This is a genomic window from Bacillus cereus group sp. MYBK227-1 (assembly GCF_051916325.1).
Taxonomy (GTDB): Bacteria; Bacillota; Bacilli; order Bacillales; family Bacillaceae_G; genus Bacillus_A; species Bacillus_A cereus.
On record NZ_JBQAGK010000002.1, the window covers coordinates 1129422 to 1153032 of the forward strand.

A 23611-nucleotide genomic window follows, 5' to 3' on the forward strand; every position below is an offset into this window, starting at 1 on the left:
TCCGTAGCACTAATGACTTTACGCAAATTTGACAAGAAAAAATATATAGATAGGTATGATCCATACCTATCTATAACATTACTTCTATTCTTTATCCAATTACGTCTTTTACGTCTGTATCCACTGGCCACTTTTCTAATGTATAAGCCATTTCCCAAAATGAATATTCATATTGACTGCTAATAATAAAATGCTGTTTCATACGTTTGCGATCTGCCTCTGTTACTTTTTCAGCGATAGTATCTAAACGTGTAATTTGTTCTTCAACTAGCGTACGGAACCAATCAGATCCATAAGCAGAAATCCATTCGTTATAAATTCGCTCTTCCGGCTGGCACTCTTTTAAGCGTTCGCCAATTTCATAATACAACCAATAGCAAGGTAAAATTGCTGCAATGGTATCTCCTAAATGCCCTTCATACGCAGCACGATACATATGTGAAGTATACGCATATGCAGTTGGCGCAGGAATAAAATTATCTTTTTCTTCTTTCGTTATCCCTAGTTTTTTAGCAAAATTCTCATGTAAAGATAACTCGGCCTCATATGTATTTTGAGCATGATGTGCCATACGAGCTGTCGTCTCTAATTCAAGAGCTTTTGCAGCTCCTAAAGTTTGTACTCTAGCAAAATGACTCAAATAATATGAATCTTGAAGCACATAATAGCGAAAACTAGCTAAATCTAATGTTCCTTCACCAAGTTTTTTTACAAAAGGATGGTTAAAACTCGCTTCCCAAATTGAATCTACTTCTTTACGTAATGATTGTGAAAAAGTCATTTAAATCCCTCCAATAATGTATAAAATATAAGTATTTATCCACAATTATTAAAGCTGTAAAATAAAAAAACTTTCTTTACAGGCGTAAAGAAAGTGAAATTGACAGTATTTATTTACTCATTAAATAGCAACGTCTTTCCCACTTCCCTACGCTGGCATTAACCAGATCAGGTACTAAGAGTCTCAAAATCACATTTGATCTCAGCCTATAAAAGGCCCCCCTAGTGGATAAATATTTTGTTTTTATAATGTATTCATCATAGCATACTTCGTGAAACTGTCAAAAAAATTCGTTATATAATCTCCTTAAAACCCTTCTTCTTTTCTAACTTTTAATGATGTTTCAATAATCATATCTAATAGTTTGCTATAACTAATTCCCGCTGCTTCTGCACTTTTGGGCAATAGGCTTGATTGTGTCATCCCTGGTAATGTATTAATTTCCATTACATATGGAATTCCGTCCTTCACCATCATATCAACTCTTGCATAAACACTACATTTTAATGCTTTATAACAAGTCAGTGAAGCTTTATTTACACGTTCCTTAATTTCTGCTGGAAGTTCGATAACTTCCTCAACGGTACTAGTATCATCATATTTTGCATTGTAATCAAAGAACTCGGCTGCATGTCGAATTGAAACTATAGGTAACTGTTTTCCATCCAGAATAGAACATGTAATTTCATCACCTTTTATATACTTCTCAATTACTACTTCAGAATCCCATTCGAATACAGTTTCTAGCATTGAGATCAATTCATTTTTATTGTAAACGATTTTCACCCCGACACTCGATCCGCCAGAGTTTGGTTTTACCACTAATGGAAATCCTAACTTATCTAACTCATCAAGATTTAGATCCTCCATTTTTGTAAGTTCAATCCAATCTGGTGTTTCTACACCTTCATAACGTAAAATCTTTTTCGAAATATTTTTATCCATACATATACTGCTAGATAACATATTACTTCCGCTATAAGGAATCCCTAAACTCTCCAGTGTTCCTTGAACTGTCCCATCTTCTCCGTATTTTCCGTGTAATGCGAGCAATGCAAAGTCAATGTCTTTCGCTTTTTCAATTAAATCCATTTTTTCGTTTAATGTAATTGGAACTATTTCATACTTATTTTTATCTAAATGAGCAATCATTTCATTCCCCGTCATAATTGAAACTTGTTTTTCAGACGATACCCCGCCCATAATAACACCGATTTTCATTTTCTCAACTCCAAATTTCATTTTTTAATGTATCACCAATTATTTTAATTCCACGAACTATTTCTTCTTCTTTCAAGCGCGAAAACCCTAATCGGAAAGTGTTTGCTCCTTCTCCATCAGAGTAAAAAACATCTCCAGGTGAAAACGTAACGCCTTTCTCATAACACTTTTGTAAAAGTGTGCGGGCATTCATATGCTCTTCTAGCTCTATAAATAAATGAAGTCCACCATCTCCAGTCATTCTTTTAAAAGGAATGTACTGGTTACATGCCCCGACAGCTAACTCATATTTTTTCTTATAAACAGATCTTGCCTTTTTTAAATATTTTTCAAAATATCCCTCATGTAAATATTGAAACAGAACAGCTTGATCTAGCGTAGATGTGTGAATCGTTCTTGCTCTTTTTACGCTTTCTAAATAATGAATCAGCTCTTTATCTGCAATAATCCAGCCTACACGTAAACCAGGGAAAAGCACCTTTGAAAAGCTACTAATATAAATCACATTATTGCCAGCTCCCGCAAAAGTTAATAATGGAGCTAAATGTGAACCTGAATAACGTAATTCTTCATTAAATCCGTCCTCTATAATAGGAACGTTGTATTTTGAGAATAACCTCATCAATTCCGTTCTTTTCTCTGAACTCGTAACAATACCGGTTGGATTATGATAAGAAGGAATTAAATAAGCAAAATCAAAATCTTTTTCACGCAAACTTTTTTCAACTTCATTCGTATCAATACCATCCTCATGCATATCAATCCCATGAACTTCAAGTCCATGTAAACGGAAAAGCTTAAGTGCAGCATGGTGAGTTGGATTCTCACAAATGACACGACCGGATTTTTTTGATAAAGAAGAGAGTACAATATCCAATCCTTCTGTAAATCCATTTGTAATTAGAATATCTTTATTCGAAATGTCTACACCTTTCATTTCCATGTAATGAAGTAAATAATTCATTAACGGTCTATATCCCTTTGCATATCCGTAGTTCAATACGATGTCCCCTTCAATGGACATACGAGTAAGAAAAGCTCTTTTGAAATTTTCAACATCAAATAGCTTCTCATCCGGGGCTATACTATTAAAAACAATCATTCCCTTTTCCCAACGAACACCATGTTTCATTAAATCTAATTCGTCCGCTAATGCGGTCACTGTATTAAGTTTATTTTTCCAATCTATTTCAACAGACGAAGTGTTAGATATATCCACCTTGGCAACAAAGTTCCCTTTTCCTTTAACTGCATAAATGAGTCCTTCTTGCTCTAAATCTGCATAAGCAGCGAGTACAGTGTTTCTACTCACACTTAGTAATTCACTTAGTTCCCTTGTTGATGGGATTTTTTGATCCCCGAGCAAATGCCCTTTCATAATCATTTTCTTCAAATAATCTTTCAATTGAATATAAACGGGACGTTCTTTAACAACTTTAAAATCCTTAAACAATTTCTTACCCCCTGCAATCATTTTTGCATATTTATTTCATTCTCAAAAGGTCCACGGCATATGTATTTTTTATAAAGGGCGGTACGGTCTTACAAATCTTTTCGATATAAGTTTATTACATCTTTTAAAGCTGCAGCTGCAGCGCCTCTTGGATTAGAAGCCCCACCAATTGTAGTAACTTGTCCCATCGTATCTGTAAAGAACGTAATTCCTTTTTCGGTTCCATTTACTTTTGCTAACGGATGATCTTTTTCTATTTGGCACGGTTCAACATTTAAATTCACATTGCCTCCCTCATCCTTATATGTTGATGCTATTAATTTAATAATTTTATGTTGTTCCTTAGCATTTCGAATTTGCTGTTTTGTAACGTGCTCGATTCCTTTTATATGTATATCAGTAAGTGTTTTCTCTGTTTCCATTAAGCTGTTTGTCAAAAGTAACAATTTACACGCACTATCTGAACCACTTATATCTAATATAGGGTTTGTCTCAGCAATTCCTTTATTTTGTGCTTCTTTCAGTGCTTCTTCAAATGTCATATCTTCCTCATACATTTTCGTAAGAATATAATTAGTTGTTCCATTTAATATTCCTTCTATTTTTTCAATACTGCAACCGGCTAAACTAAATTGTCCGATATCTAGTGTCGGTAGTGCAGCGGCTGTTGCACCGCTATATCGAATTCGTATATTTGCGCCTTTTGCTGCTTCATTTATTTCTCTCCAATTTGTAACGAGCGCACCTTTAGAAATTGCTACTATATCCATCTGTTTTTCAATCGCTTGTTTCATATATTGTTTCCCTGGATTTCCATCTTTAAGATTTGTAACTGTTGATTCTACCAATACAGTACCACTTATGCTAGTTGTTGCACGTTCCTTCGGATGATACTCTAAATATTTTTCAATTGCAGCGGTACCGCCACCATACATTAATAAATGATGAAGTGATAAGCCGTCTTCATTATGTATTGCAATATTTCTCCCTAATACGCCGCTTACAACTAATTGAATCCCATATGTTTCATATATATATGAATATTTTTCATTTAATAATTTTATAAACTCTCTGCCTACTGTTCCGTATCCTGATAATACAACTTGAATTTTCATAATATCCCCCCATATTTTTCTACCAAATCCCTCTTTCAATATAATATAAAGCGCTCTCGAATTCCATCGAGAGCGCTTTATTATTACCTATTTCGGTAAACGTGATAGCTTTTCAGCAATTGTTCTATAAAACTCTTGAATGCTAGAAAAACCTAACGAGTCTGAAACACTTAACCCTATCATGTCGAGATGGTCCCAATTCGCTTTCGTTTCGATATGATTCCATTTTCCAATCTGTAATGACTCATTATTATTTACAGTAACATTAGAAGATGGTGCAATCATAGAATTTGTATTTACTACACCATCATTTTGCCACCAAGAAGTATCAACTAGCGGACGGTTTTCTTCATATCTCGCATAAGAACCTAAGAAAAATGCATTTCCCATTAACACTTTATTCATCGTTATATGAGGCAAATGTAAACCTGTTATAGGTGCTGCTTGTGATGCATGTCCACTATAGGATAAATAATACACATCTGGTTGCGTCTTTACCCAATTATTTAACTCCTTTGCACCATCTGTACTTAAATCCCATTGACTTATATCTTTTGTATTTTTCCAAAGTGAACTATTTAGAATACGATTACTATATTGGAAAAAGGACTCTCCAGCATTCTTCTTTATACCCCATTGATCCAATTTAAAATCATATAATGATAAATTATTGTTTCCTCCAAAGCTTGCAGCTGTAATGAGTAAATCTTTAACGAACGGCAGTAGAAGACTACCATCCGCAAGTGTTGTACCGTTGTGAGGGGTTGCTAATGTTGTAACACTATGAACGTATGATTTTCCGCCTTCAAATAGTGGTGATATTTTGGTGTCTGGGTGATTTTTCACATAATTCTTTTCTTCAAAACTACCTTCTTTTAATAGCTGTACTAATGTTCTAATCGTTTGTCCACCCATGCTATGTCCAACTAAATGAACTTTATTTGTTTCACTCCAATTCGGCGCAAAACCACTATAAGTTCTGCCAAAACGATTATGTCCATGTTTCTCAGCATGGACTGCACCATAGTCTACTGTCCCACCGCTAATTTGTGCATACAATTCACATGCACGATCCCAGTTACTAGAAACAGGTCCAACAGCTGCGGTATGTACCGTATAACCATTTCGTTTCAAATCTTCCTGTATATCATGAACACCACCCCAATATTTTACGCCAAGCATTTCTTCTCTACCCCATCCAGCAAATCCATTCACCAATATGATAGGATAATTATTTTGTTGCCTCTCTTCAGCGTATGATATTTTCGCTGCGAATGAACATACGGTCACTAATGCAAAAAAACATATTTTTAAAAATAACTTCCCCATACTTTCTCCCCCTAATAAAACGTTTACATTTTTCTTTTTAAAAAATTAACAGAATAATTTAACAACTTAAACATAATGTAAAGTATTTTATATACGTTGTATATATAGAAAACATATAAAAATGTTGATAAATATTAATTCAAGTGAGTATTTACTTTTTACAATATAACTTGTAAATCTATTTATTTAGATTTATAATTAGATATAGTTTCCTCATGTTAAAAAGATTTAAAAACCATAAGAAAACTAATCTCATTGCTTGAAAAGGAGGAAAAATCATGCAAATCGGATCAAATATTCATACATTGTCTCAACCTACTAAAATAACTCCATCTAATCTTGAGCATAATACTATCTCTTCTACTAAACTTGAAAGTAAGAAAATAAATGATCCTATCAAGTTTGATATTCGTTTATCTGAAAAAGAAATGAAACAGCCTGAGCATAAATTTAATGAATTAGATTTATGGAAGATGCTAAAAGATAAAGGTGTTCCTTTATGGATTATACTTGAAATGCTACAAAAGGCTCGTAAAGAAAAAGAAGCACAAAATAATTCAGTTCAAAATTCAAATGCGATTGAAGAAACGAGTGAGACTCGATTAAATGAAGTAATGTAAGTTATTTAAACGGTATTAAAAAGAGCTCGAGGTTGATAAAGTATCCATCAACCTCGAGCTCTTTTTTAAGATTTTTCTCCAATCGTTACAAACTGAATTAATACCTCATCTCTATAACCTTCAATTAACTTTCTTACTTTTACTTTTTCATTAATCAACGTATTATCTGTCGATATTTTAGGGTTTTCATCACCTAATGACTTTTTCAAGTGTAGAAGTTGCATATTCGTTTCATTTGCTTTTATTTCTTTATACACACTATTTTTCGCCACAACGATATACCATAGTGCTCCATAGTCACGTTTATTGCCAAGCCAAGCATCACTACCATATGTAACAGGTATCTTGTTTCCTTCTATTTCAATACTTTTTATATTCTTTTCTTCTTCATTTATAAATAATAGGGAACTTTCTTTTGGAAAATTCGGCAACGTATCTAACGTTTTAGAAAGGGATGCTTGATCACGTTTACGAAAAAGCTTTGCATTCATCATCGCTTGTGCAGTAGATTCATTTATTATCAGAACCCTTTTTTGGTCAAATCTACCTGTTTTCACTGCAAAAGCTTCCTGTTCTTTCGTGTTTTCCTTATAACGATTCATAATTGCTCCAGTATGATTCTCATCTCCAATGATTAATACACCGTTAGCTGGAAATCTGTTTTCGTTTTTAGAGCATGCACTTACACTTAATAACAATAATATACTTAATATGAAAATAGATAATTGTTTTTTCATCACAGTTCCTTCCATAACTTCAAATTGTTTTTTTACATGCTTTTCTGCAATCTTACTTGCTGATTTTCTCTATTGTTCCATTGTCTTATGAAGCTTTTGTAAATAACGCCAACGAGTTATAAAGAAATATAAAACTTGTATACATATAAATGAAATTAAAATGACGATAGAGCTATTTAGAATAGAAAAATCGACTAATTGTTGTAATGCCATATAAGCGACTACAGTATGTATTACTGCAACGACAATTGGTAAGAAAAACATTAATAATAACTGTCTCGTTACAACTTTCTTTAGCTCCCGTTTACTTAACCCCATTTTCGAAATCATTTTATACTGCTGTTGATCACGATTCAAATCAGTATATAATCGGAAATAAATAAAACTAGCAGCAAATGTGAAGAAAACGATTCCGACTAAAACACTAGCCATAAGTAATAACCCATTCGTTTGTTTTGCACTTAACAACTCTATAGTTAGAGCTCTAAATTCAAAATGTATATCTCTAGGATCTTGATTAAATATATTATTTAATTGGTTTGAAACCTCTTTCGTTTTTATCCAATCATCTACAACAAATCCGTAAGTACGATATTGAATAATATCTTCATTATCTAGACCACTATTAAGTGGAATTCCATCATATACATGATCTTGAATAGCAATATATATCCCTTTCGTATCATGTGGCAAAACTAAATTATCGACAGTTTTTTTCACATGAAATGTCTTTGTCCAATCGCCTTGAATGACTTCAATATTCTTCTTATAATCACCATTTTTAAATTCTTGTTTTTGTGATACCATTCCAGGAATTAATAACATTTCATCTTCTTTTTCAATCGTTTCTTGTTGATACCCTAGTGCTCTCGCAAGTTCGTTATATTCACTTAATTTCATTACATATACATTACTTTCTGTATATATATATGAAGATGAAGCCATTCGATACGGAATATTAGCATCAGCCAGATGGTTTTTTATAATAGAGAGATGTTTATCCGCTATTTTGTTGTTTTCAGGAGCCATGTATAGTAATGTATACGGATTCGTCATCCTTACTAAATCTTTATTTCCAAGAGCAGCTGTCGTGCCAATTGCTGTAAAAGCAACTGCTGATATAATAGATACTATAAAAAACATTGTTGCATTATCTTTCATACGATAAATTAATTCTGAAAATGTTAGTATATTTGTTCTCTTTAAAAAGAAAGTTTCTCTCCTTTTAGCAAGATGCAATATATAAACGCTACACTGTGTATATAAAAAGTACGTTCCAATAATCACCAGGAATACTCCTATTCCTAGCACAATAAAACTATGATTTGGGATAAAGCGAAATACTAAAATATAGCCATACCCTATACTAAATAAAGAAAAAATTGATAATAAAATTGACGATTTTGGTTCAGGTTTTGGCTTTTCTCCTGCTTGAATCAGTTCCACAAGCTCTGTAACTTTTATCATTTTAAATGTAAATAATGAAACAATTAAAAACAAGAAAAGAAATGTAATAACTGTTAATAATACAGCCCGAACTGGTATATAAAAAGGTAAACCATTATTAATCATTAATACACTTGCACTTATCAATAAGACTAGTTTAGAAAATATGAGTCCAATGAAAATCCCTATACAAATTGAACCAAGTCCAATCAACATATTTTCAATTAATAATAATTTCTTAAGCTGTCTCATTGACATACCTTGCATCATTAAAATGCCAAATTCTTTCTTACGCGTCTTTAAAAACGAACTAACTGAATATAAAATGAAGAAAAATGAAAATACAAAAATCAATCCTTGCGAAACTGAAAATCCCAATGTACCAAATGCACTTATTGTTGCACTTGTCGATTTCAACTCACCTTGTAAATCAGGATGAAATAATAAAAGAGCATACGTAAAGAAAATCATAATAGAAAATGCACTACTTAAAAAATGGGCAGCATATGTACGCTTATTGCGAAAAATATTATTAAATGCGAACTGACGAAAAGTCATGCCTTTTCCCTCCTAACAAAGAAAGGACATCCATAATCTTTTGATAAAACGCTTGCCTGCTTTCACCGCAATAAATTTCGTTATATAGTTGACCATCTTTAATAAAGATTACTCGGCTGCAAAAACTCGCTGCATACGGATCATGAGTAACTAACATCATCGTAGCTTTTTCTTCTTTATTTAGAGTATCAAGCATCTCCATTACATCATTTGAAGATTTAGAGTCTAAATTCCCTGTTGGTTCATCTGCAAGTAATAATTGCGGCTTATGAACGATCGCACGAGCGATTGCTGTTCTTTGAGCTTGTCCCCCTGATATTTCAAATGTTCTTTTATTCAAGATATCTGTAATATTTAACTTCTCTGCAATCTCTTCCAATCGCTTGTTCATTTCTTGCACGGAAACACCATCTAAAGTCATCGGCAATACGATGTTTTCTTTTACAGTAAGTGTGCTAAGAAGATTAAATGATTGAAAAACAAATCCTAATTGTTTTCTGCGGAATAACGCTAAATCTTCTGATGATAATTGGAAAGGATTTGTGCCATTTATTAAAATTTCTCCCGATGATGGAGAATCAATAGTAGATACCATATTTAATAACGTTGTTTTTCCACTACCAGATGGCCCCATAATCCCTACAAATTCACCTTCTTGAATTGATAAATCAATATCAACTAATGCTTTATAAGGTACTTTCCCTTTATATACTTTACTAATACTTTTTGCATGTAAAATTTCCATGTATATTCTCCCTTCATTTGCACGCCTCATAACAGAGTGTAAATGAATTGTCTTACAGCTCATATTGATTCGTCTTTCATTTATCTTACACGCTTGTAAGATTTCTAAAAAAACTGATAATAAAACTATTTTCAAACTAAAATTAACGCATAACTATCTTATAATAATTGTATAGTAGTAGGAAATATAATGTATAATAAAGATTTATTATATAAAGGAGTAAAAGACCGATTGCTATCGGTCTTTTACTCCTTTATATTTTTATCCACTCAGATTTTCTCAATATATAATGATTATATATTTGATTTTCTATCCTCTGTTGGGTCTTATAAATAAACCCGCATTTTTCAATAACTTTATTTGATGCTACATTGTTAATTAAAGCAATTGCGTTAAGGACATTTAAATTTGTTTCTTTAAACAAAAAGTCAATTAAACCTTTAGTCGCTTTTGTAGCATAGCCATGATTTTGATGTTCATTTGAGATAGCATACATTATCTCTCTGTTTGGTGAAGGGAGTTCTTCTTTCATACCTGTGCAGCACCATCCAATAAATTCATTTGTGGTTTTCTTAAATATTCCTAGTCTTAATATGTGATCATCTATGTTAGTCGTAGTTCTCACTGCATGAAGAAACGCTTTATTTTCTGGTATTTCATAATTTACAACCCAATTAACCCTTTGTTCTTTCGTCGATTCCAGTCCGGTAAAAACTTTTCTATTTCCGGTTGATTGGATATGTTATAAATACTCTCTGCATCTTTGACCGTAAACTCTTGTAGGTATATATCTCCACAATCTATTTTAAATAACTTAGTGAATCTCTCTTCATCCATGTTAATCCCCCTTACTTACATTAAAGCTCCTTAATCTGCTTCGTAAGTTCCATAAACCGTTCATCCAGTGCTTTATATTCTTTGTCGTTAGAAGTTAAAAAGCTTAATTTCCCTAGTACTTCTTGTCTCTCTGTTTCTAACGTTAAACGTAGCTCTTCAATATCATCTCTTGTTTTCGTAGGTTCTTCTAGCTGCTTTTGTATCGTATTGTTTGAAAACACGAGTTTTGTGTTAGTTGTTTTCTCCAAAAAATATCGATCGTGAGATACAATTACTAATGTTCCGTTATACTCAGCTAATGTATTTTCAAGTTGTTCACGTGAAGGTAGATCCAAGTGATTCGTCGGTTCGTCTAAAATGAGTACATCTTTTTCATCTAAAATATAAGCCATTAGCTTACATTTTACTCTTTCTCCCATACTCATATGCTCAATCGGCTCTTTCCATTGAGAAGCTTGGAACCCTAAATGTTTCATTAAATTTTGGACTTTTCCTCTTTCTTCAAACGTCTCTTTAAAAAATAAATTTTCTGGTGTTTTATCAAGCGGTAAATCAAAAACTTCTTGTGTTAAATAGCCGATGTTCGCAGATGGTGAAATCCATATTTCTCCTTCAGCAGTTTCCGTTCCCATAATCATCTTCAGTAATGTTGTTTTCCCACTACCGTTTGGTCCAACAATCGCAACTTTCTCACCGTGCTGAATTGTAAAATTAACGTTTTCAAATAATACTTTCCCATGAAAGTCTTTTTTTAATTGCTTCACTTCTAAAAAACGTTTTCCTACTTTTTTGTTCGCTTGAATAGAAAACTCAACTGAATACTCTTCTTTCACACGTTCTACTTTCGCTTTCTCCAGCTCTTTTTCAAGTCGTTTTCGTTTTGACTTCACTTGTGCATCCATTCGCTTCGCTTTTACACGATAGAATTCTTTCACACCTTCTTGTTTTGTAGACTGCGCGTGTGCCTTTTGTGACCATGAACTCAATTCTTTTATATGTGTTTCTACTTGTTCTATCTTTTTTTGCTGCTTTTCATATTCACGCTGCTGCGACTTTCTTTTTTGCTCACGTGCTTTCATGTAGCTCGTATAATTACCACTATGCTCAATTAATTTTTTGTCCTCAATTGACCATATTTTTGTTGCGACAACATCTAAAAAATATCGATCATGCGATACAACGATAACTGTACCTTTCATGTTTTTTATTTGTTTAATGAGAAATCCCGTACTGATCTCATCTAAATGATTTGTCGGTTCGTCTAATATTAAGACATTAGGATTTTCAGCAAATCCTTTTGCTAATCGAATTTTCAGCTTTTCACCACCACTTAAAGTATGAAAATCGTTCGTTGGCACGCCCCATTTCGCAAGAAGTTCTGCTTCTTTTGCAATTACATCATTACTAATAAAAGATTCTATTTCTTGCTCAACATATGCTGTTGTCATATTCATTTGCATCCATTCAACAGTACCTTTTGAAGGTTCAATCTTCCCATTTATTAATTGAAGTAACGTTGATTTACCAGCACCATTTTTACCGATTAATCCGATAACATCCCCTTGTTTTACTGTCACATTCATTTTCTCTAACAACATATTTTCTTTTATTTCAACATAAACATCATTTAATTTTAATAGTTCTTTCATAAATACCGATCCCTTTCATTAAGGGAGAATAAAAAATCCTCCCAAATAAATTTGGCAGGATTAGTCATTACATTATTTATACCCAAATAAGCTATTGCGCAATATAAATAGCAATACCGTTGTATGGAAATTGGGCAGACTAATCCTATTTTTTAGAAATTGAAATTTATTGAATTTCAACATTTAAAAATAAGATTAGTTAATCATCGTCCACCCATCATTCCTTTCCATCGTTAATAACCATATTGTACCATACTAGTACTGTATGAGTAAATGCAATTATATGTGCTGTTAAAAAGATTGCTTTCTTTTAGGTTTATTTATCATTCCTTAACTTCATGTTGAATAAGCACAAATTACATTGATTGTAATACGTCCTTTAGATTTCCCCAGTAGTAAACTTCTAAGCACTCTCTCTTATATAAAGTGAAACTTTAATTAGTGGGGGTTTTCTTCATCCCCACTGATTATTAGTTGAACCAATCGGACTTTTATGGGCAGCCCGACCCCCACCTAATTTCTTTGCTTTCGCTGAATTTTGAGGTGGGGGTCTTACTGCCCATTAAAGCGGGATAAATTTTGTATAAAAACAAAATATTATTCATTACCCAACAATAAATTATTGTTTATCGATAATTTTTTATTGATTATCCCCTTGTAATAAGCTATTATATTTTTACAGAAAATATTAATGTAAGGATTGATTTTATGGACAGGACATTAAAAATCACAAAGTTAAATATGTTTTTAATGATTTTTCTCATCCCGATTATAGTAGGGATAATTGTTGGTATACTAACTAAATTGGGGCAAAGTATACTTCCTGGACATTGGAATTCATTAGCTAATCTAGGAAGCGTTTGGTTAGTTCCATCCTTTTTTGTGGCTAGCTTTAGTTATTCTAAGCGTACAGCTATACTTTCTGGTATCCTTGCACTATTCGGAATGGTATTAGGCTACTATGGTTATGCAATAGTTATTAAAAATATAGCTCACTCTATTTATTTTATATCTGTATGGATTGTATGTGCATGTATAGGAGGAACTATCTTTGGAATTGCAGGTTTTCTATGGAAAGATACTACAAATCCACTTCATAAATTCGGAAGCTCACTTATTAGTGGAGTTTTTGTAACAGATGGACTTCACATTCTTTTAAATTTTGAAGACTATAGTCACATGTTACCTGTTGGATATACCGAAGTCATAGTCGGGATTATCTTGATTCTTGTATTAGAACGCTCTAATGCTCATCGAATTTCTTCTTTCTTAATGATGATTCCTATCACTATTTTGGGATTAATTGGATATAAATTATTAAGTTTGTTTACTTAATTAAAATTCATAAAGCTAGCTCTTTTAAAGGGCGAGCTTTTTTCTTACAATAAACTATTTATATATTAATAAATTATTAAATCCCTCTCATTTAACAGCCTTATTTATTATTGTGTCATTACACATACTTACACGACCTTTTATTAGAATCATACCAGTCTTGTATATCATTTCATTTAATCCATATAAAGTAAGGCTAAAAAACTTATTTCAAAAGTTCTTTAGCCTGAGTCATTTTACACATTAAAAAATATAATACGTACAACGGTACCTTTACCAACTTCTGAATAGATTTCTACACTATGTCCTAATTGCTTCGTAATTTCATATACGAGATATAGCCCCATTCCAGTTGATTCTTTATAATTTCTACCATTTTCTCCTGTAAAGAACGGTTTAAACACTCTTGGTAAATCTTGCTTCGATATTCCTACACCATTATCAGCAATTTCAAGTATAACATTATTACCTTCCTTACAAGCTTTCACTTTAATCTTCTCTCTACTACCAGATGAATATTTAATCGCATTCGATAGTATTTGTCCAATTAAAAATTGTAACCATTTCGCATCACTTTCTACTGTAATATCCTTATCAATTTCAATATATGGATATACAAAATTTCGGATAAAGAATCGTTTATGCTCATGTACCGAATCATTCACTATTTTATGTAGTTGTACTCTTTCTACATAAAAATCTTGTGTAAATGCTTCTAAACGTGCGACATACAGAGCCATTTCTAATCCCTTTTTTAATCGATCAGTTTCCTCATTTATACTTTCAAAACGTGAATCTACTTCATCCTGTGTAATTAATTCTATTACAGATAAAGGTGTTTTCATTTGATGAATCCACTGATTCATAAAGGTTAAATGGTCATTATTTTTTCTCTCTTGCATTTGCAGCTGATTTTGATAATGTCGATATTGCACCTCAAGTAGTTCTTGAAGAGCAGCCGATACAGCTGCAAAATCAGATTTTTGAACAGATTCATCCAAAGATTGCATCGGGTTTGCTAGGCGCTCATAAAAAGAACGATGTGTAAAATAACGAAACACTAAATAACTTCCCATAAAGAAAACACCTAGAAACATTGCATATAACGCCGTTGTAATATGATTATGCCCATCAAACCAATATACGAGAAATATAGCTAGTAGTTGAATTATGGTAAAACAAATAAGTGGTATATGATCACGTATAAACAACCTTATCATTTTTCTATACCATTATCCCAAGTAATATGAAATCTATATCCAACACTACGAATCGTTTCAATCGCACCTTCTATATGCAACGTTTGTAACTTTTTACGCACACGTGTTGTATTTACACTTAATGTATTATCATCAACATAAGATTCACTATCCCATAATTTATTAAGTAACACTTCTCTACTCACAACACGCGGATAATTTTTCATTAATGTCTCTAATAAAATGGCTTCGTTTCTCGTTATATCAATCTCGTCATTTCTAAGTTTCAATACAAGTCTTTCGGGATATAAACAAAGACCTTGTTGTTCAATCATTCGTTCTTCTAATTTCGGTGCATAATCTCCATATGCACGTCTTAAATGACTACGAATTTTCGCCACTACAACTTCATAATGAAAAGGTTTCGGAATAAAATCATCGCCACCGTTTTCTAACGCCATAACTTGATCCATCGTACCTTCACGGGCCGAAATGAATAGTATCGGACATGTTGAAACTCCGCGAATTTGACGACACCAAAAGTACCCATCAAAACTCGGTAAATTAATATCTAATAAAACTAACTCTGGTTGTTCTTCTAAAAAAATGTTTAATACATTTTGAAAATCCGATACAATAACTCCTTGATAACCATATTTCGCAACATGTGTTGATAATAGTTCTGCAATTTTCATATCGTCTTCTACAATCATAATTTTGGCCATTATTGAACTCCTTTTTAATCCACAATCTCAAATATACTTATATAAAATAAATACTACCTCTTTTCACAAAATCCGTAAATTAAAAAAAGGATGCTTTTATACAAAAGTATCCTTCTTCTATTATTCTTACTTAATATGAAAGTTACTGCAATTAAAACCTAGCTTCTCCACATAATCCATACTTAGTTCCATTCGTGCCGTTTTAAGTGAATCCACAACTTTACAAACTTTCAAATTACTGGCAGCTGATGTGTGCCACATGAAATGCTCTCTTCTTTCGGTGTAGTACCAATTACACAAATTATTTGATTAATCAGAATTTGTAGTTCGTTTGAAAACAAAACATGTTCATTATGTATTAAGACGATTTTTATTGTATTTTCATGTAGATCTTCACCCATTACGCCAAGGTTCACCCCTGTAGTTAAAACACCCTGCTCTACAATTTTTATCTTTTCAATCGTTACAGCTAATATGTCACCAGGTTCTGCACCACTGATATATACAGGTCCAGTCGTCAGATTAATTCGGTTTCAATCAAATTCTTGAAACGCAACATCTTCAGAGTCAATTTGATTCTCAAAGCAATCATATGTTCCAAATATAAGACGACTCCCAATTTCTACTTCCATATGTTGCTTTGAAATAAACTTTGATTAAACATACCTCACAGACTCGTAATTTATGGTAAACAAGAAGAATTCATTTTGAAAAAAGATTGATCAAAATGAATTCTTATCTAACAAATTTAAGTTTCTATACTATAAAAAGTTTGGTCATTTTCTATCTTTATTCTTCAACAAACGCGCCCTTTTCTTAAACAACATGCATCGTATTATAATTCAGACATAAAGACAAAACCCTAAATTACGAAGTGTCTTATAACTCTTTGGTGTGCTCATACACTACCGATTGATACGTTTCCGGATTAATTCTCAAGAATGTCGTGTAACCTCTCAGCAAACTCTTTATGATGCACTGTGTTATAGCCCACATGGTTTCCTGGAAACTCTGCGAATTCTGTTCCGAGGTGTTCTGCCAAGTTGAATGCGCAATGGTAAGGAAAAAATTCTCGTGAAATACTTCCACCGGCTGGACGTACCTGTATCGATGCAGGTTTTAATGAGTGCTTTAATGCATCGATGTTTAAAGTATAGCTGAGAATTCCCGGGATTTCATACTCAGTGAAATAAATCGAATTGCCGAGTAGTCGCTTTGTTAGCATATCCTTCGATAGTCCGGAATTGCTATCATCGATATTTGACAATAACTTCATGACCTCACTTTTATGATTCCCTTTAAGGTCTTCCATGAAATTTATAGCCTGCTTCAACTCATTTTCAGGTAAAAGTTGTAATAAAACCGGTTCGTGTGGGATTAGTAACTGTACCTGCCCAGGATGGCGTATACACAAATCAAGTCCGATGACAGCACCAGAACTACTTCCGAATATATAAGCCGGTTCATTGGTCAAATTGGCTAGCAGCCGGTGAGCGTCTTCACTATGTGTTTGCACATGGTAATCCTCAGTTTTATTGACGAGATTGCTACGGGAATGACCACGACGATCGTAAGTAACAACGGTATACCATTTAGCAAGATGGTCGGCAATATTATGGAACTTGTCGGCATCACCACCCCCACCATGAATCAAAAGAAGAATTGGACCCGAGCCACGCACCTCATAATAGATGCTTGCTCCAATTACTTGCAATGTTCCGTTTTTTACTATACTCATTTGTACATCCTTCCTTTCTTTTGTCATCTCCCTTAACATTACATGATTGGTGAATGATATAAAATGCAGGAAATAACTAAGAAACAAATTCACCATAAGAAAAAGCAATGTGTGGCTTTAAAATAAAGTTTGATTAAAAATATTGTGTTAAACCGTATTCTATGTTGAATAAAAAGAAACCATTTTGAAAAAAGTTTAATCCAAATGGTTTCTTATCCAGCAGGTTTATGTTTCTGTTTTATAAAAAAGTTTGATCATATATTTACAATTCTTTGATTAAAGAGATACAGCATCGCAACTTTATTTCAAAACTACACCATACATGGTTTATTCTCTGATGACATCGCGTAAATAATATGGTCTTTATGAATTCGATACATAATACCTCTCCCTTTTATATTTATCTACTATTACTAATTAGCTTTTTTTATACAAGCTCCTCTTAAAATTAAATGTTATTTTTATGTAAAAAAGCACGCAGATTGTTTTATAACATACACTCTTTACTATAACAGAAAGGTGGTATCACTATGCCCCTTATTCCATACAACGAAAGTGATGTTGATTTACTAGCTCGATTAATTCGTGCTGAAGCTGAAGGCGAAGGTCGCCAAGGTGAGGAGTTAGTTGGATGCGTTGTAGTAAACCGTGTATTTTGTGATTGCTTAGATTTTAAACAACTCCGTACCGTACGAGACGCTGTATATCAAAGCCCCGGCGGATTTGAAGCAGTACAATATGGATATTTTTATCAACGCGCTCGTGAATCAGAAAAAGAAATTGCACGAAAAGTTTTACAAGGTCAATGGCGCTGGCCTGCACGATGGGCTCTTTGGTATTTCCGTCCAGTTGGAGCTTGTCCGTCTGAATGGTATAATCAGCCATTTGTAGGACAGTTTAAAAGCCATTGTTTTTATGAACCAAGTGGTGATGAATGTCCGAAAATGTATTCACGATAGAAAAATTTGCAACGCAAGTACTTAGAAATTTTGGTACTTGCGTTGCTATTAACTGTGTTTTAGAAATCTAATAGTGTGATAAAATTTTCTATGCCTACTACATGTATTAATAATGGTATACGAGGACCATTTGATTGATTCATAATGAGCTTATATATAATAGTGAATAATTGTTTTTGATTTTCTTTCATTATTTTTTTATTTTCATGATGACAAATTGCATATAATTGCTCCATTAAGTTAGAGTAATCTTTATTAGAACGAAGTATTTTACAAACTTCTACTAGCCATTCTTTCTGCCTTTCATCTAATGTGTAGTAAAACTCTGCATTTTTCTCCTCATTTACCGCGATTAATTTTTCAGATTGAAAGTTTCTTATCCAATACTCTGCGCGATTACTTATCGCTCTCATTTCATCTAATGCATAGCTCCTATCTATTTTCTTTAATATCTCCTGTAAAATAGTTGAATCAAAATTTAATAATGGTAACGTTCCTGCTACTTGATTAAATTTCGGATATTCTTTAATCTCACTATCAACTCTAGAGATTTTAATTGCATCAAATAAATCTTCATTTTTGAGCGTTTTATTTTCATAACTATCTTTCAATCGCTCATACTCTGTATAATTACGAATCACATCTTCATCCAACCCAATATGAAAAGCAGCGCCTGGTTTGTATTTTGCAAACATAAAGAGAATTACTTCTGGTATATACACTTTCAATAAATTGCTTGGTGTAATACTATTCCCTGAAGAACTAGACATTTTTTCATGATTCCCTTTAATACCAATAAAATCGTAAGCAACGTAATGAGGCGCTTCTCGATTGAATATTTTCCTTGCAATTTCTTTTGATACATTATAACTACCCGTTTCTGATGAATGATCTCTACCGCCCGGTTCAAAAATAACATCCTCTATCATCCATCTCATCGGCCAATCGATTTTCCAGTTTAGTTTCATTTTATTTGTATTTAATACGGATAACTCTTTTTCATTTCCGCATTCACATTCATACCGGACTGTTTTTAATACTTCATCAAAATGTGTAATAGTTGTTGTATCTTTTCCGCATCTCTCACAATATAATGTAGCTGGATAAAAGCTCTCTCGTTCTTCTTCACTACACTCTCTAGTTTTAAAACCCATTAAAATATCATATATTTCTTTTCGTTTATACAAGGCCTCTAATATATTTTCGTTATACCTTCCGCTTCTATATTCATCATGTTGATAAATAAATTCTACTTCAATTCCAAATGCTTGAAGCGATTTTTCAAACTCTTTTTCAAAATGCTCCGCATACGAGTTATGACATCCATACGGATCTGGAATATCACAGTATGGCATACCAATATACTTTGCAAAAGATGGATCAATATTTTTTGGAACTTTTCTAAACCTATCATAATCATCCCACGAAAATATAAAACGAGTCTTTTTCCCTAAATCTTGAAGTGCTCTTACTACGAAATAAGTCGTTACGATTTCACGAAAGTTCCCAATATGAACAGAACCTGACGGACTAATTCCAGATGCACAAACAAACATTTCTTTATTTGGATGTTTCCTAATTAATTCATGTGCTACTTCATACGCCCAATGCATATATTACTCACCTCAATTATTTTTTGTTTCTCATTTCCAGTTTTATGCAACAAAAAAACTCCCACCCCCAAGATTATTCATCTTGAGGACGAGAGTTGTTAGCTTCGCGGTACCACCTCAGTTTGTTAATATGTCACCATATTAACCTCTTCAGGTACGGCAAAATATGCTTATACCCTATCTCTATAACGGGAGAACCCGTCGCACCATCCCTAAATAAATTAGTTCCTTGCGCAGCTCCAAGTCTTTTTTCATTAAGATGTATACCGCTCTTTCTCAGCTACCAGAGCTCTCTGTACGTATTCTTTCTTAACTACTCTTCTCTTCTATGCCTTAAATATTAGTTTTTTAATATGATAATTTATAACACTTTTATTGTCAAACTTTTCCGAATCGAAATCGTAAAATTATCTAAAAAAATTCTTTATCGCTTCTAATTGAATTTTGTGGCTACACTCATCACAACAATATGCCCCTTTTGGTTTCTCTTTAAATCGCTTATATTTTTCACTGCCTTCGTAAACACGAAATATATTCTTACAAGAAAAGCAAACAATCTCATAAAACATCATATGCATTTTCCTCTCCTTGTTTATACACTTTTTTAATCACTTGAGAAGGTCATTTTTCTACAGTATAAATTTTAATATCCTTTGACTAAAAGGTTTACCTCTATTCTTATCGAATTATATTAATATCTTATAACGCGAGGTGAACATCTTGTTCAGTAATATAGAATTAGTTTTAGATGCTAAAGCAAGTTTAGCTGAAGGACCATGTCGGAATGGAAAAAAGCAACTTTTATATTGGGTTGATATTATGGAGAGAAAATTATGCATATATAATCCTACCGCTAATACGAACCGAGTAATTGTTCTCAATCAACAAATTGGCTGTGTTGTTCCATATTTAGAGGATGTACTACTCTTAGCTATGGAAAACGGCTTTTATTCTATTAATGTAAATACAGAAAAACTGACACATATTTTTGACCCTGAACCACATTTAATAGAAAATCGTTTCAATGATGGAAAATGTGATCCAGCTGGTCGTTTCTGGGCAGGTTCTACAGATACATACGGTATGAATGCTGCAGGTTCCTTGTATTGTTTACATCATAATTTAAGTGTAGAGAAAAAAGTTTCACATGTAAATACATCAAATGGAATTGCTTGGTCACCTGATCATACATACTTTTACTTTATAGATACACCTACTAAAAAAGTGGTTCGCTATCAATATAATATACGTACTGGAGACATTCATAATCCAAGTGATGTAATCAATTTCTCTGAAAATGATGGTCTACCTGATGGTATGACAATTGACGAAGAAGGTTGTTTATGGATTGCACATTGGGGAGGTTCAAAAATAACTAGATGGAATCCCTCTACTGGAGAACAAATATTAAGCATTCCAATTCCCGCGTTATATGTAACATCATGTACATTTGGTGGGCCTAATTTAACAGATTTATATGTTACAACAGCCAGAACAAGAATGAGTGATAACGAATTAAAAGAGTATCCACATGCTGGTGGTATTTTTCGAATTCAAACAAATGTTAAAGGCTGTCCCACCTATTCATTTTGCAATAAAAATATTGGAGCTGAAACAATGTGAACCGTATCGATTACATAAGACAAGAAGAAAAGAAATATCACGACCTTTGCTATGAACAATATAAACTGTTTGAAGCTCTTGGCTTTTCAAACCAGTTAAAACGGTTATGGACTTGATGAACCACTTTGACGGACAAAACAACTTGCAAGTACTTGACCTTGGCTCTGGCGTTGGGAGAAATAGCATTCCAATTGCAAAAAAAATAAAAAATACTAGCGGCACCGTTACATGTGTTGATTTACTTAATTCCGCTTTAACAAAGCTACAAATTTATAGCAAAGAACATGATGTATGCGAGGTTATAAAAACAGAAGAAGCAGCAATTGAAAACTATCATATTGACTCTAACGCTTATGATTATATCGTTGCAGTATCAAGTTTAGAACATGTCAGATCAGAAGAAGATTTTAAAAATGTACTCCACTCTATGAAAAGAGGTACAAAAAACGGCGGTATTAATTGTTTAATTATTAACTCTAACATACAAGAAATTGATTCAATAACGAATGAAGAATTAGAAGCTTTAATTGAAATTAATCTTTCAACCGAAGAAATGATAAGTACTTTAAAAAGCATTTATAAAGAATGGAAAGAACTAAAAGTTGAAATAAAAGAATTAGCTTATGATATTGTTCGAAATGAAAGACACATTCAATTAAAAACAAATGCTATATCGTTTGTAGTTCAGAAATAATCGTATAATAAAGATATGATTATTTCTCTCAGATTTATTTTTATTGCACGAAATTTGCAACTATAAATATTTATGAAACAAAAAATAAAAGAGCACTTGTTTCCGCAAGTGCTCTTTTGGGGATTTTGAGATACCCTATTAACGAAAGTTAAGGTTACTTAAAGTTAAAAGGTATTTATATTATATGCTTGTCCTTTTTATTTGTGCATAATCAATATATAAACATCTTTAATCATTCTTAATAACTTTTAGTTATCGTTCTTTCTTACATTTTATCATTAAGAAATTGATTGAAGGTTTATTTGCCATGTTCTTATTTGGTTCATCAATTTCCGAAACTTGTACTAATCTATATTGATTAAAATCTTTTTTTATAGATTCAGAATCATAAAAGAACATTTTTACACCTTCCATTATCTCATAATAATCTTTATCCAACTGTTTTCCTTTTCCGTACATGGGAGCTTTTTTAGAAACAGTTGTAAAAACCATATATCCGCCTGGTTTTAACTGATTATAACAATCTTCAATAAATTTCTCTCTTTCCTGTTCATTCAACAAATGAAGAAGTGCATGACTAAATATCCCATCATACAGTTTATTATCAAAAGGCATTTCGTTTACTGAACCGTGATACATACTAACATCTTCTAGTCCGTTTTCTCTTGCTAAATCGATTGCTGTTTTCGAAATTTCAATACCTGTTACATTTATACCATTATCGATAAAAACCTTTGCATTTCTTCCATATCCAATACCCGGAACTAATATATTCTTAACGTTCTTTTCAAGAAAAAAATCTTTTGTCAAAATTGCAGATTCTGTAGGTTCAAATCCCCACATCGTTTGTTTTTCGATAAAACTTGATTCCCAAAATTCCATTATGTATCTATCTCCTTATTTTCAATCCATTTTTAGTATCACATGAAAAACTTATAAATTTTAACGCTGCGTCTACCTATGCCAAATTAGTTTTTTACCACATTCACTATAAGTCCATTGAATATAGCACAATTATAAGCCTATATCTATTATAATGATTGGTTTAAAATCCACCCTATTTTATTAATCCTTACGTTTGTAGAAAAATAAAAAAGCCAATACTTCCGTTATAGTGAAGTGCCCCCTAAAAGTTAGACACGGTTATTTCATTAGGCAGCTTGATAAAAATGAGTCCGGTATTGCACCGGGCTCATTTTTAATTTTGCCTTTATCCGTTTTGTATTGTAATAAT

At 32.7% G+C, this 23611-nt stretch carries 21 protein-coding genes, 2 pseudogenes, 1 riboswitch and 1 other annotated feature; of the genes and pseudogenes, 5 read left to right on the plus strand and 18 right to left on the minus strand.

Annotation, left to right across the window (positions count from 1 at the left end):
* Positions 1–91: 91 nt before the first annotated feature.
* The 5 genes from tenA to ACTFRM_RS13015 form a co-directional block, all read right to left on the minus strand.
* A complete protein-coding gene (gene tenA, locus ACTFRM_RS12995; protein ID WP_173600690.1) occupies positions 92–781 on the minus strand; it encodes a thiaminase II in 690 nt (229 codons plus the stop codon).
* A gap of 127 nt (positions 782–908) precedes the next feature.
* Positions 909–1014, minus strand: a riboswitch (TPP riboswitch).
* A 73-nt stretch (positions 1015–1087) separates the two neighbouring features.
* Positions 1088–2002, minus strand: a complete 915-nt coding sequence (locus tag ACTFRM_RS13000) for a D-alanine--D-alanine ligase (RefSeq protein ID WP_002164531.1) — start codon at positions 2000–2002, stop codon at positions 1088–1090.
* Positions 2003–2006: 4 nt separating this feature from the next.
* Positions 2007–3455, minus strand: coding sequence for a MocR-like pyridoxine biosynthesis transcription factor PdxR (gene pdxR / locus ACTFRM_RS13005; protein ID WP_000471644.1), 1449 nt, complete (start codon positions 3453–3455; stop codon positions 2007–2009).
* An 89-nt stretch (positions 3456–3544) separates the two neighbouring features.
* On the minus strand, positions 3545–4570 hold the full coding sequence (locus ACTFRM_RS13010; RefSeq protein WP_000701757.1) for a homoserine dehydrogenase: 1026 nt from the start codon (positions 4568–4570) through the stop codon (positions 3545–3547).
* Positions 4571–4657: 87 nt separating this feature from the next.
* Positions 4658–5899 (minus strand): esterase/lipase family protein, encoded by a 1242-nt coding sequence (locus ACTFRM_RS13015; RefSeq protein ID WP_000517070.1) that lies wholly within the window; start codon positions 5897–5899, stop codon positions 4658–4660.
* Positions 5900–6177: 278 nt separating this feature from the next.
* Between ACTFRM_RS13015 and ACTFRM_RS13020 the strand changes: the two genes are divergently transcribed.
* Complete coding sequence (locus tag ACTFRM_RS13020; protein ID WP_017673477.1) at positions 6178–6519, plus strand: DUF3914 domain-containing protein; 342 nt, start codon at positions 6178–6180, stop codon at positions 6517–6519.
* A gap of 65 nt (positions 6520–6584) precedes the next feature.
* Here ACTFRM_RS13020 and ACTFRM_RS13025 read toward each other — a convergent pair whose 3' ends face one another.
* The 5 genes and pseudogenes from ACTFRM_RS13025 to abc-f form a co-directional block, all read right to left on the minus strand.
* Complete coding sequence (locus ACTFRM_RS13025) at positions 6585–7256, minus strand: lipoprotein BA_5634 family protein (RefSeq protein WP_033696245.1); 672 nt, start codon at positions 7254–7256, stop codon at positions 6585–6587.
* A gap of 69 nt (positions 7257–7325) precedes the next feature.
* Positions 7326–9260 carry an ABC transporter permease gene (locus ACTFRM_RS13030; RefSeq protein ID WP_000144148.1) on the minus strand — a complete coding sequence of 645 codons (1935 nt, stop codon included), beginning with the start codon at positions 9258–9260 and terminating at the stop codon, positions 7326–7328.
* Positions 9235–10005 carry an ABC transporter ATP-binding protein gene (locus tag ACTFRM_RS13035; RefSeq protein WP_000404282.1) on the minus strand — a complete coding sequence of 257 codons (771 nt, stop codon included), beginning with the start codon at positions 10003–10005 and terminating at the stop codon, positions 9235–9237. The genes ACTFRM_RS13030 and ACTFRM_RS13035 overlap by 26 nt, the downstream gene beginning before the upstream one ends.
* 253 nt (positions 10006–10258) lie before the next feature.
* Positions 10259–10842: pseudogene (locus tag ACTFRM_RS13040) on the minus strand (GNAT family N-acetyltransferase).
* A gap of 20 nt (positions 10843–10862) precedes the next feature.
* On the minus strand, positions 10863–12491 hold the full coding sequence (gene abc-f / locus ACTFRM_RS13045) for a ribosomal protection-like ABC-F family protein (RefSeq protein WP_000661373.1): 1629 nt from the start codon (positions 12489–12491) through the stop codon (positions 10863–10865).
* 708 nt (positions 12492–13199) lie between these two features.
* On the opposite strand from abc-f, the gene ACTFRM_RS13050 reads away from it, so the two are divergent.
* Complete coding sequence (locus ACTFRM_RS13050) at positions 13200–13826, plus strand: DUF6518 family protein (RefSeq protein ID WP_000376264.1); 627 nt, start codon at positions 13200–13202, stop codon at positions 13824–13826.
* A 236-nt stretch (positions 13827–14062) separates the two neighbouring features.
* Here the strand turns inward: ACTFRM_RS13050 and ACTFRM_RS13055 are convergent, their stop codons facing one another.
* The 4 genes and pseudogenes from ACTFRM_RS13055 to ACTFRM_RS13070 all read right to left on the minus strand — a co-directional run bounded on the left by ACTFRM_RS13055 (position 14063) and on the right by ACTFRM_RS13070 (position 17488).
* The gene (locus ACTFRM_RS13055) at positions 14063–15046 is read right to left on the minus strand and encodes a sensor histidine kinase (protein WP_173600692.1); all 984 of its coding nucleotides are present in this window, start codon (positions 15044–15046) and stop codon (positions 14063–14065) included.
* Positions 15043–15750 carry a response regulator transcription factor gene (locus tag ACTFRM_RS13060; RefSeq protein WP_098771308.1) on the minus strand — a complete coding sequence of 236 codons (708 nt, stop codon included), beginning with the start codon at positions 15748–15750 and terminating at the stop codon, positions 15043–15045. The genes ACTFRM_RS13055 and ACTFRM_RS13060 overlap by 4 nt, the downstream gene beginning before the upstream one ends.
* A 126-nt stretch (positions 15751–15876) precedes the next feature.
* A pseudogene (locus ACTFRM_RS13065) lies at positions 15877–16382 on the minus strand (acetamidase/formamidase family protein).
* A 296-nt stretch (positions 16383–16678) separates the two neighbouring features.
* On the minus strand, positions 16679–17488 hold the full coding sequence (locus ACTFRM_RS13070) for an alpha/beta fold hydrolase (protein ID WP_000029415.1): 810 nt from the start codon (positions 17486–17488) through the stop codon (positions 16679–16681).
* Between the two features lie 530 nt (positions 17489–18018).
* On the opposite strand from ACTFRM_RS13070, the gene ACTFRM_RS13075 reads away from it, so the two are divergent.
* Entirely contained in the window at positions 18019–18447 is a 429-nt protein-coding gene (locus tag ACTFRM_RS13075) for a cell wall hydrolase (protein ID WP_153593220.1), read from the plus strand.
* A 59-nt stretch (positions 18448–18506) separates the two neighbouring features.
* Here ACTFRM_RS13075 and lysS read toward each other — a convergent pair whose 3' ends face one another.
* Together lysS and ACTFRM_RS13085 are read right to left on the minus strand one after the other, a co-directional pair.
* Positions 18507–20060: a lysine--tRNA ligase gene (gene lysS, locus ACTFRM_RS13080; RefSeq protein ID WP_173600693.1), complete on the minus strand. Its 1554-nt coding sequence runs from the start codon at positions 20058–20060 to the stop codon at positions 18507–18509.
* 81 nt (positions 20061–20141) lie between these two features.
* Positions 20142–20398 (minus strand) — a binding site (T-box leader).
* Between the two features lie 69 nt (positions 20399–20467).
* Entirely contained in the window at positions 20468–20638 is a 171-nt protein-coding gene (locus ACTFRM_RS13085) for a DUF2197 domain-containing protein (RefSeq protein WP_000551042.1), read from the minus strand.
* A 142-nt stretch (positions 20639–20780) separates the two neighbouring features.
* On the opposite strand from ACTFRM_RS13085, the gene ACTFRM_RS13090 reads away from it, so the two are divergent.
* Together ACTFRM_RS13090 and ACTFRM_RS13095 are read left to right on the plus strand one after the other, a co-directional pair.
* Complete coding sequence (locus tag ACTFRM_RS13090; protein ID WP_173600694.1) at positions 20781–21683, plus strand: SMP-30/gluconolactonase/LRE family protein; 903 nt, start codon at positions 20781–20783, stop codon at positions 21681–21683.
* Positions 21684–21789: 106 nt separating this feature from the next.
* Positions 21790–22377: a class I SAM-dependent methyltransferase gene (locus tag ACTFRM_RS13095; protein WP_098214484.1), complete on the plus strand. Its 588-nt coding sequence runs from the start codon at positions 21790–21792 to the stop codon at positions 22375–22377.
* Positions 22378–22629: 252 nt separating this feature from the next.
* Here ACTFRM_RS13095 and ACTFRM_RS13100 read toward each other — a convergent pair whose 3' ends face one another.
* Positions 22630–23259, minus strand: coding sequence for a class I SAM-dependent methyltransferase (locus ACTFRM_RS13100; protein WP_000397612.1), 630 nt, complete (start codon positions 23257–23259; stop codon positions 22630–22632).
* 269 nt (positions 23260–23528) lie between these two features.
* The coding region (locus tag ACTFRM_RS13105) for an IS3 family transposase (protein WP_144465893.1) at positions 23529–23611 on the minus strand (83 nt) is incomplete at its 5' end.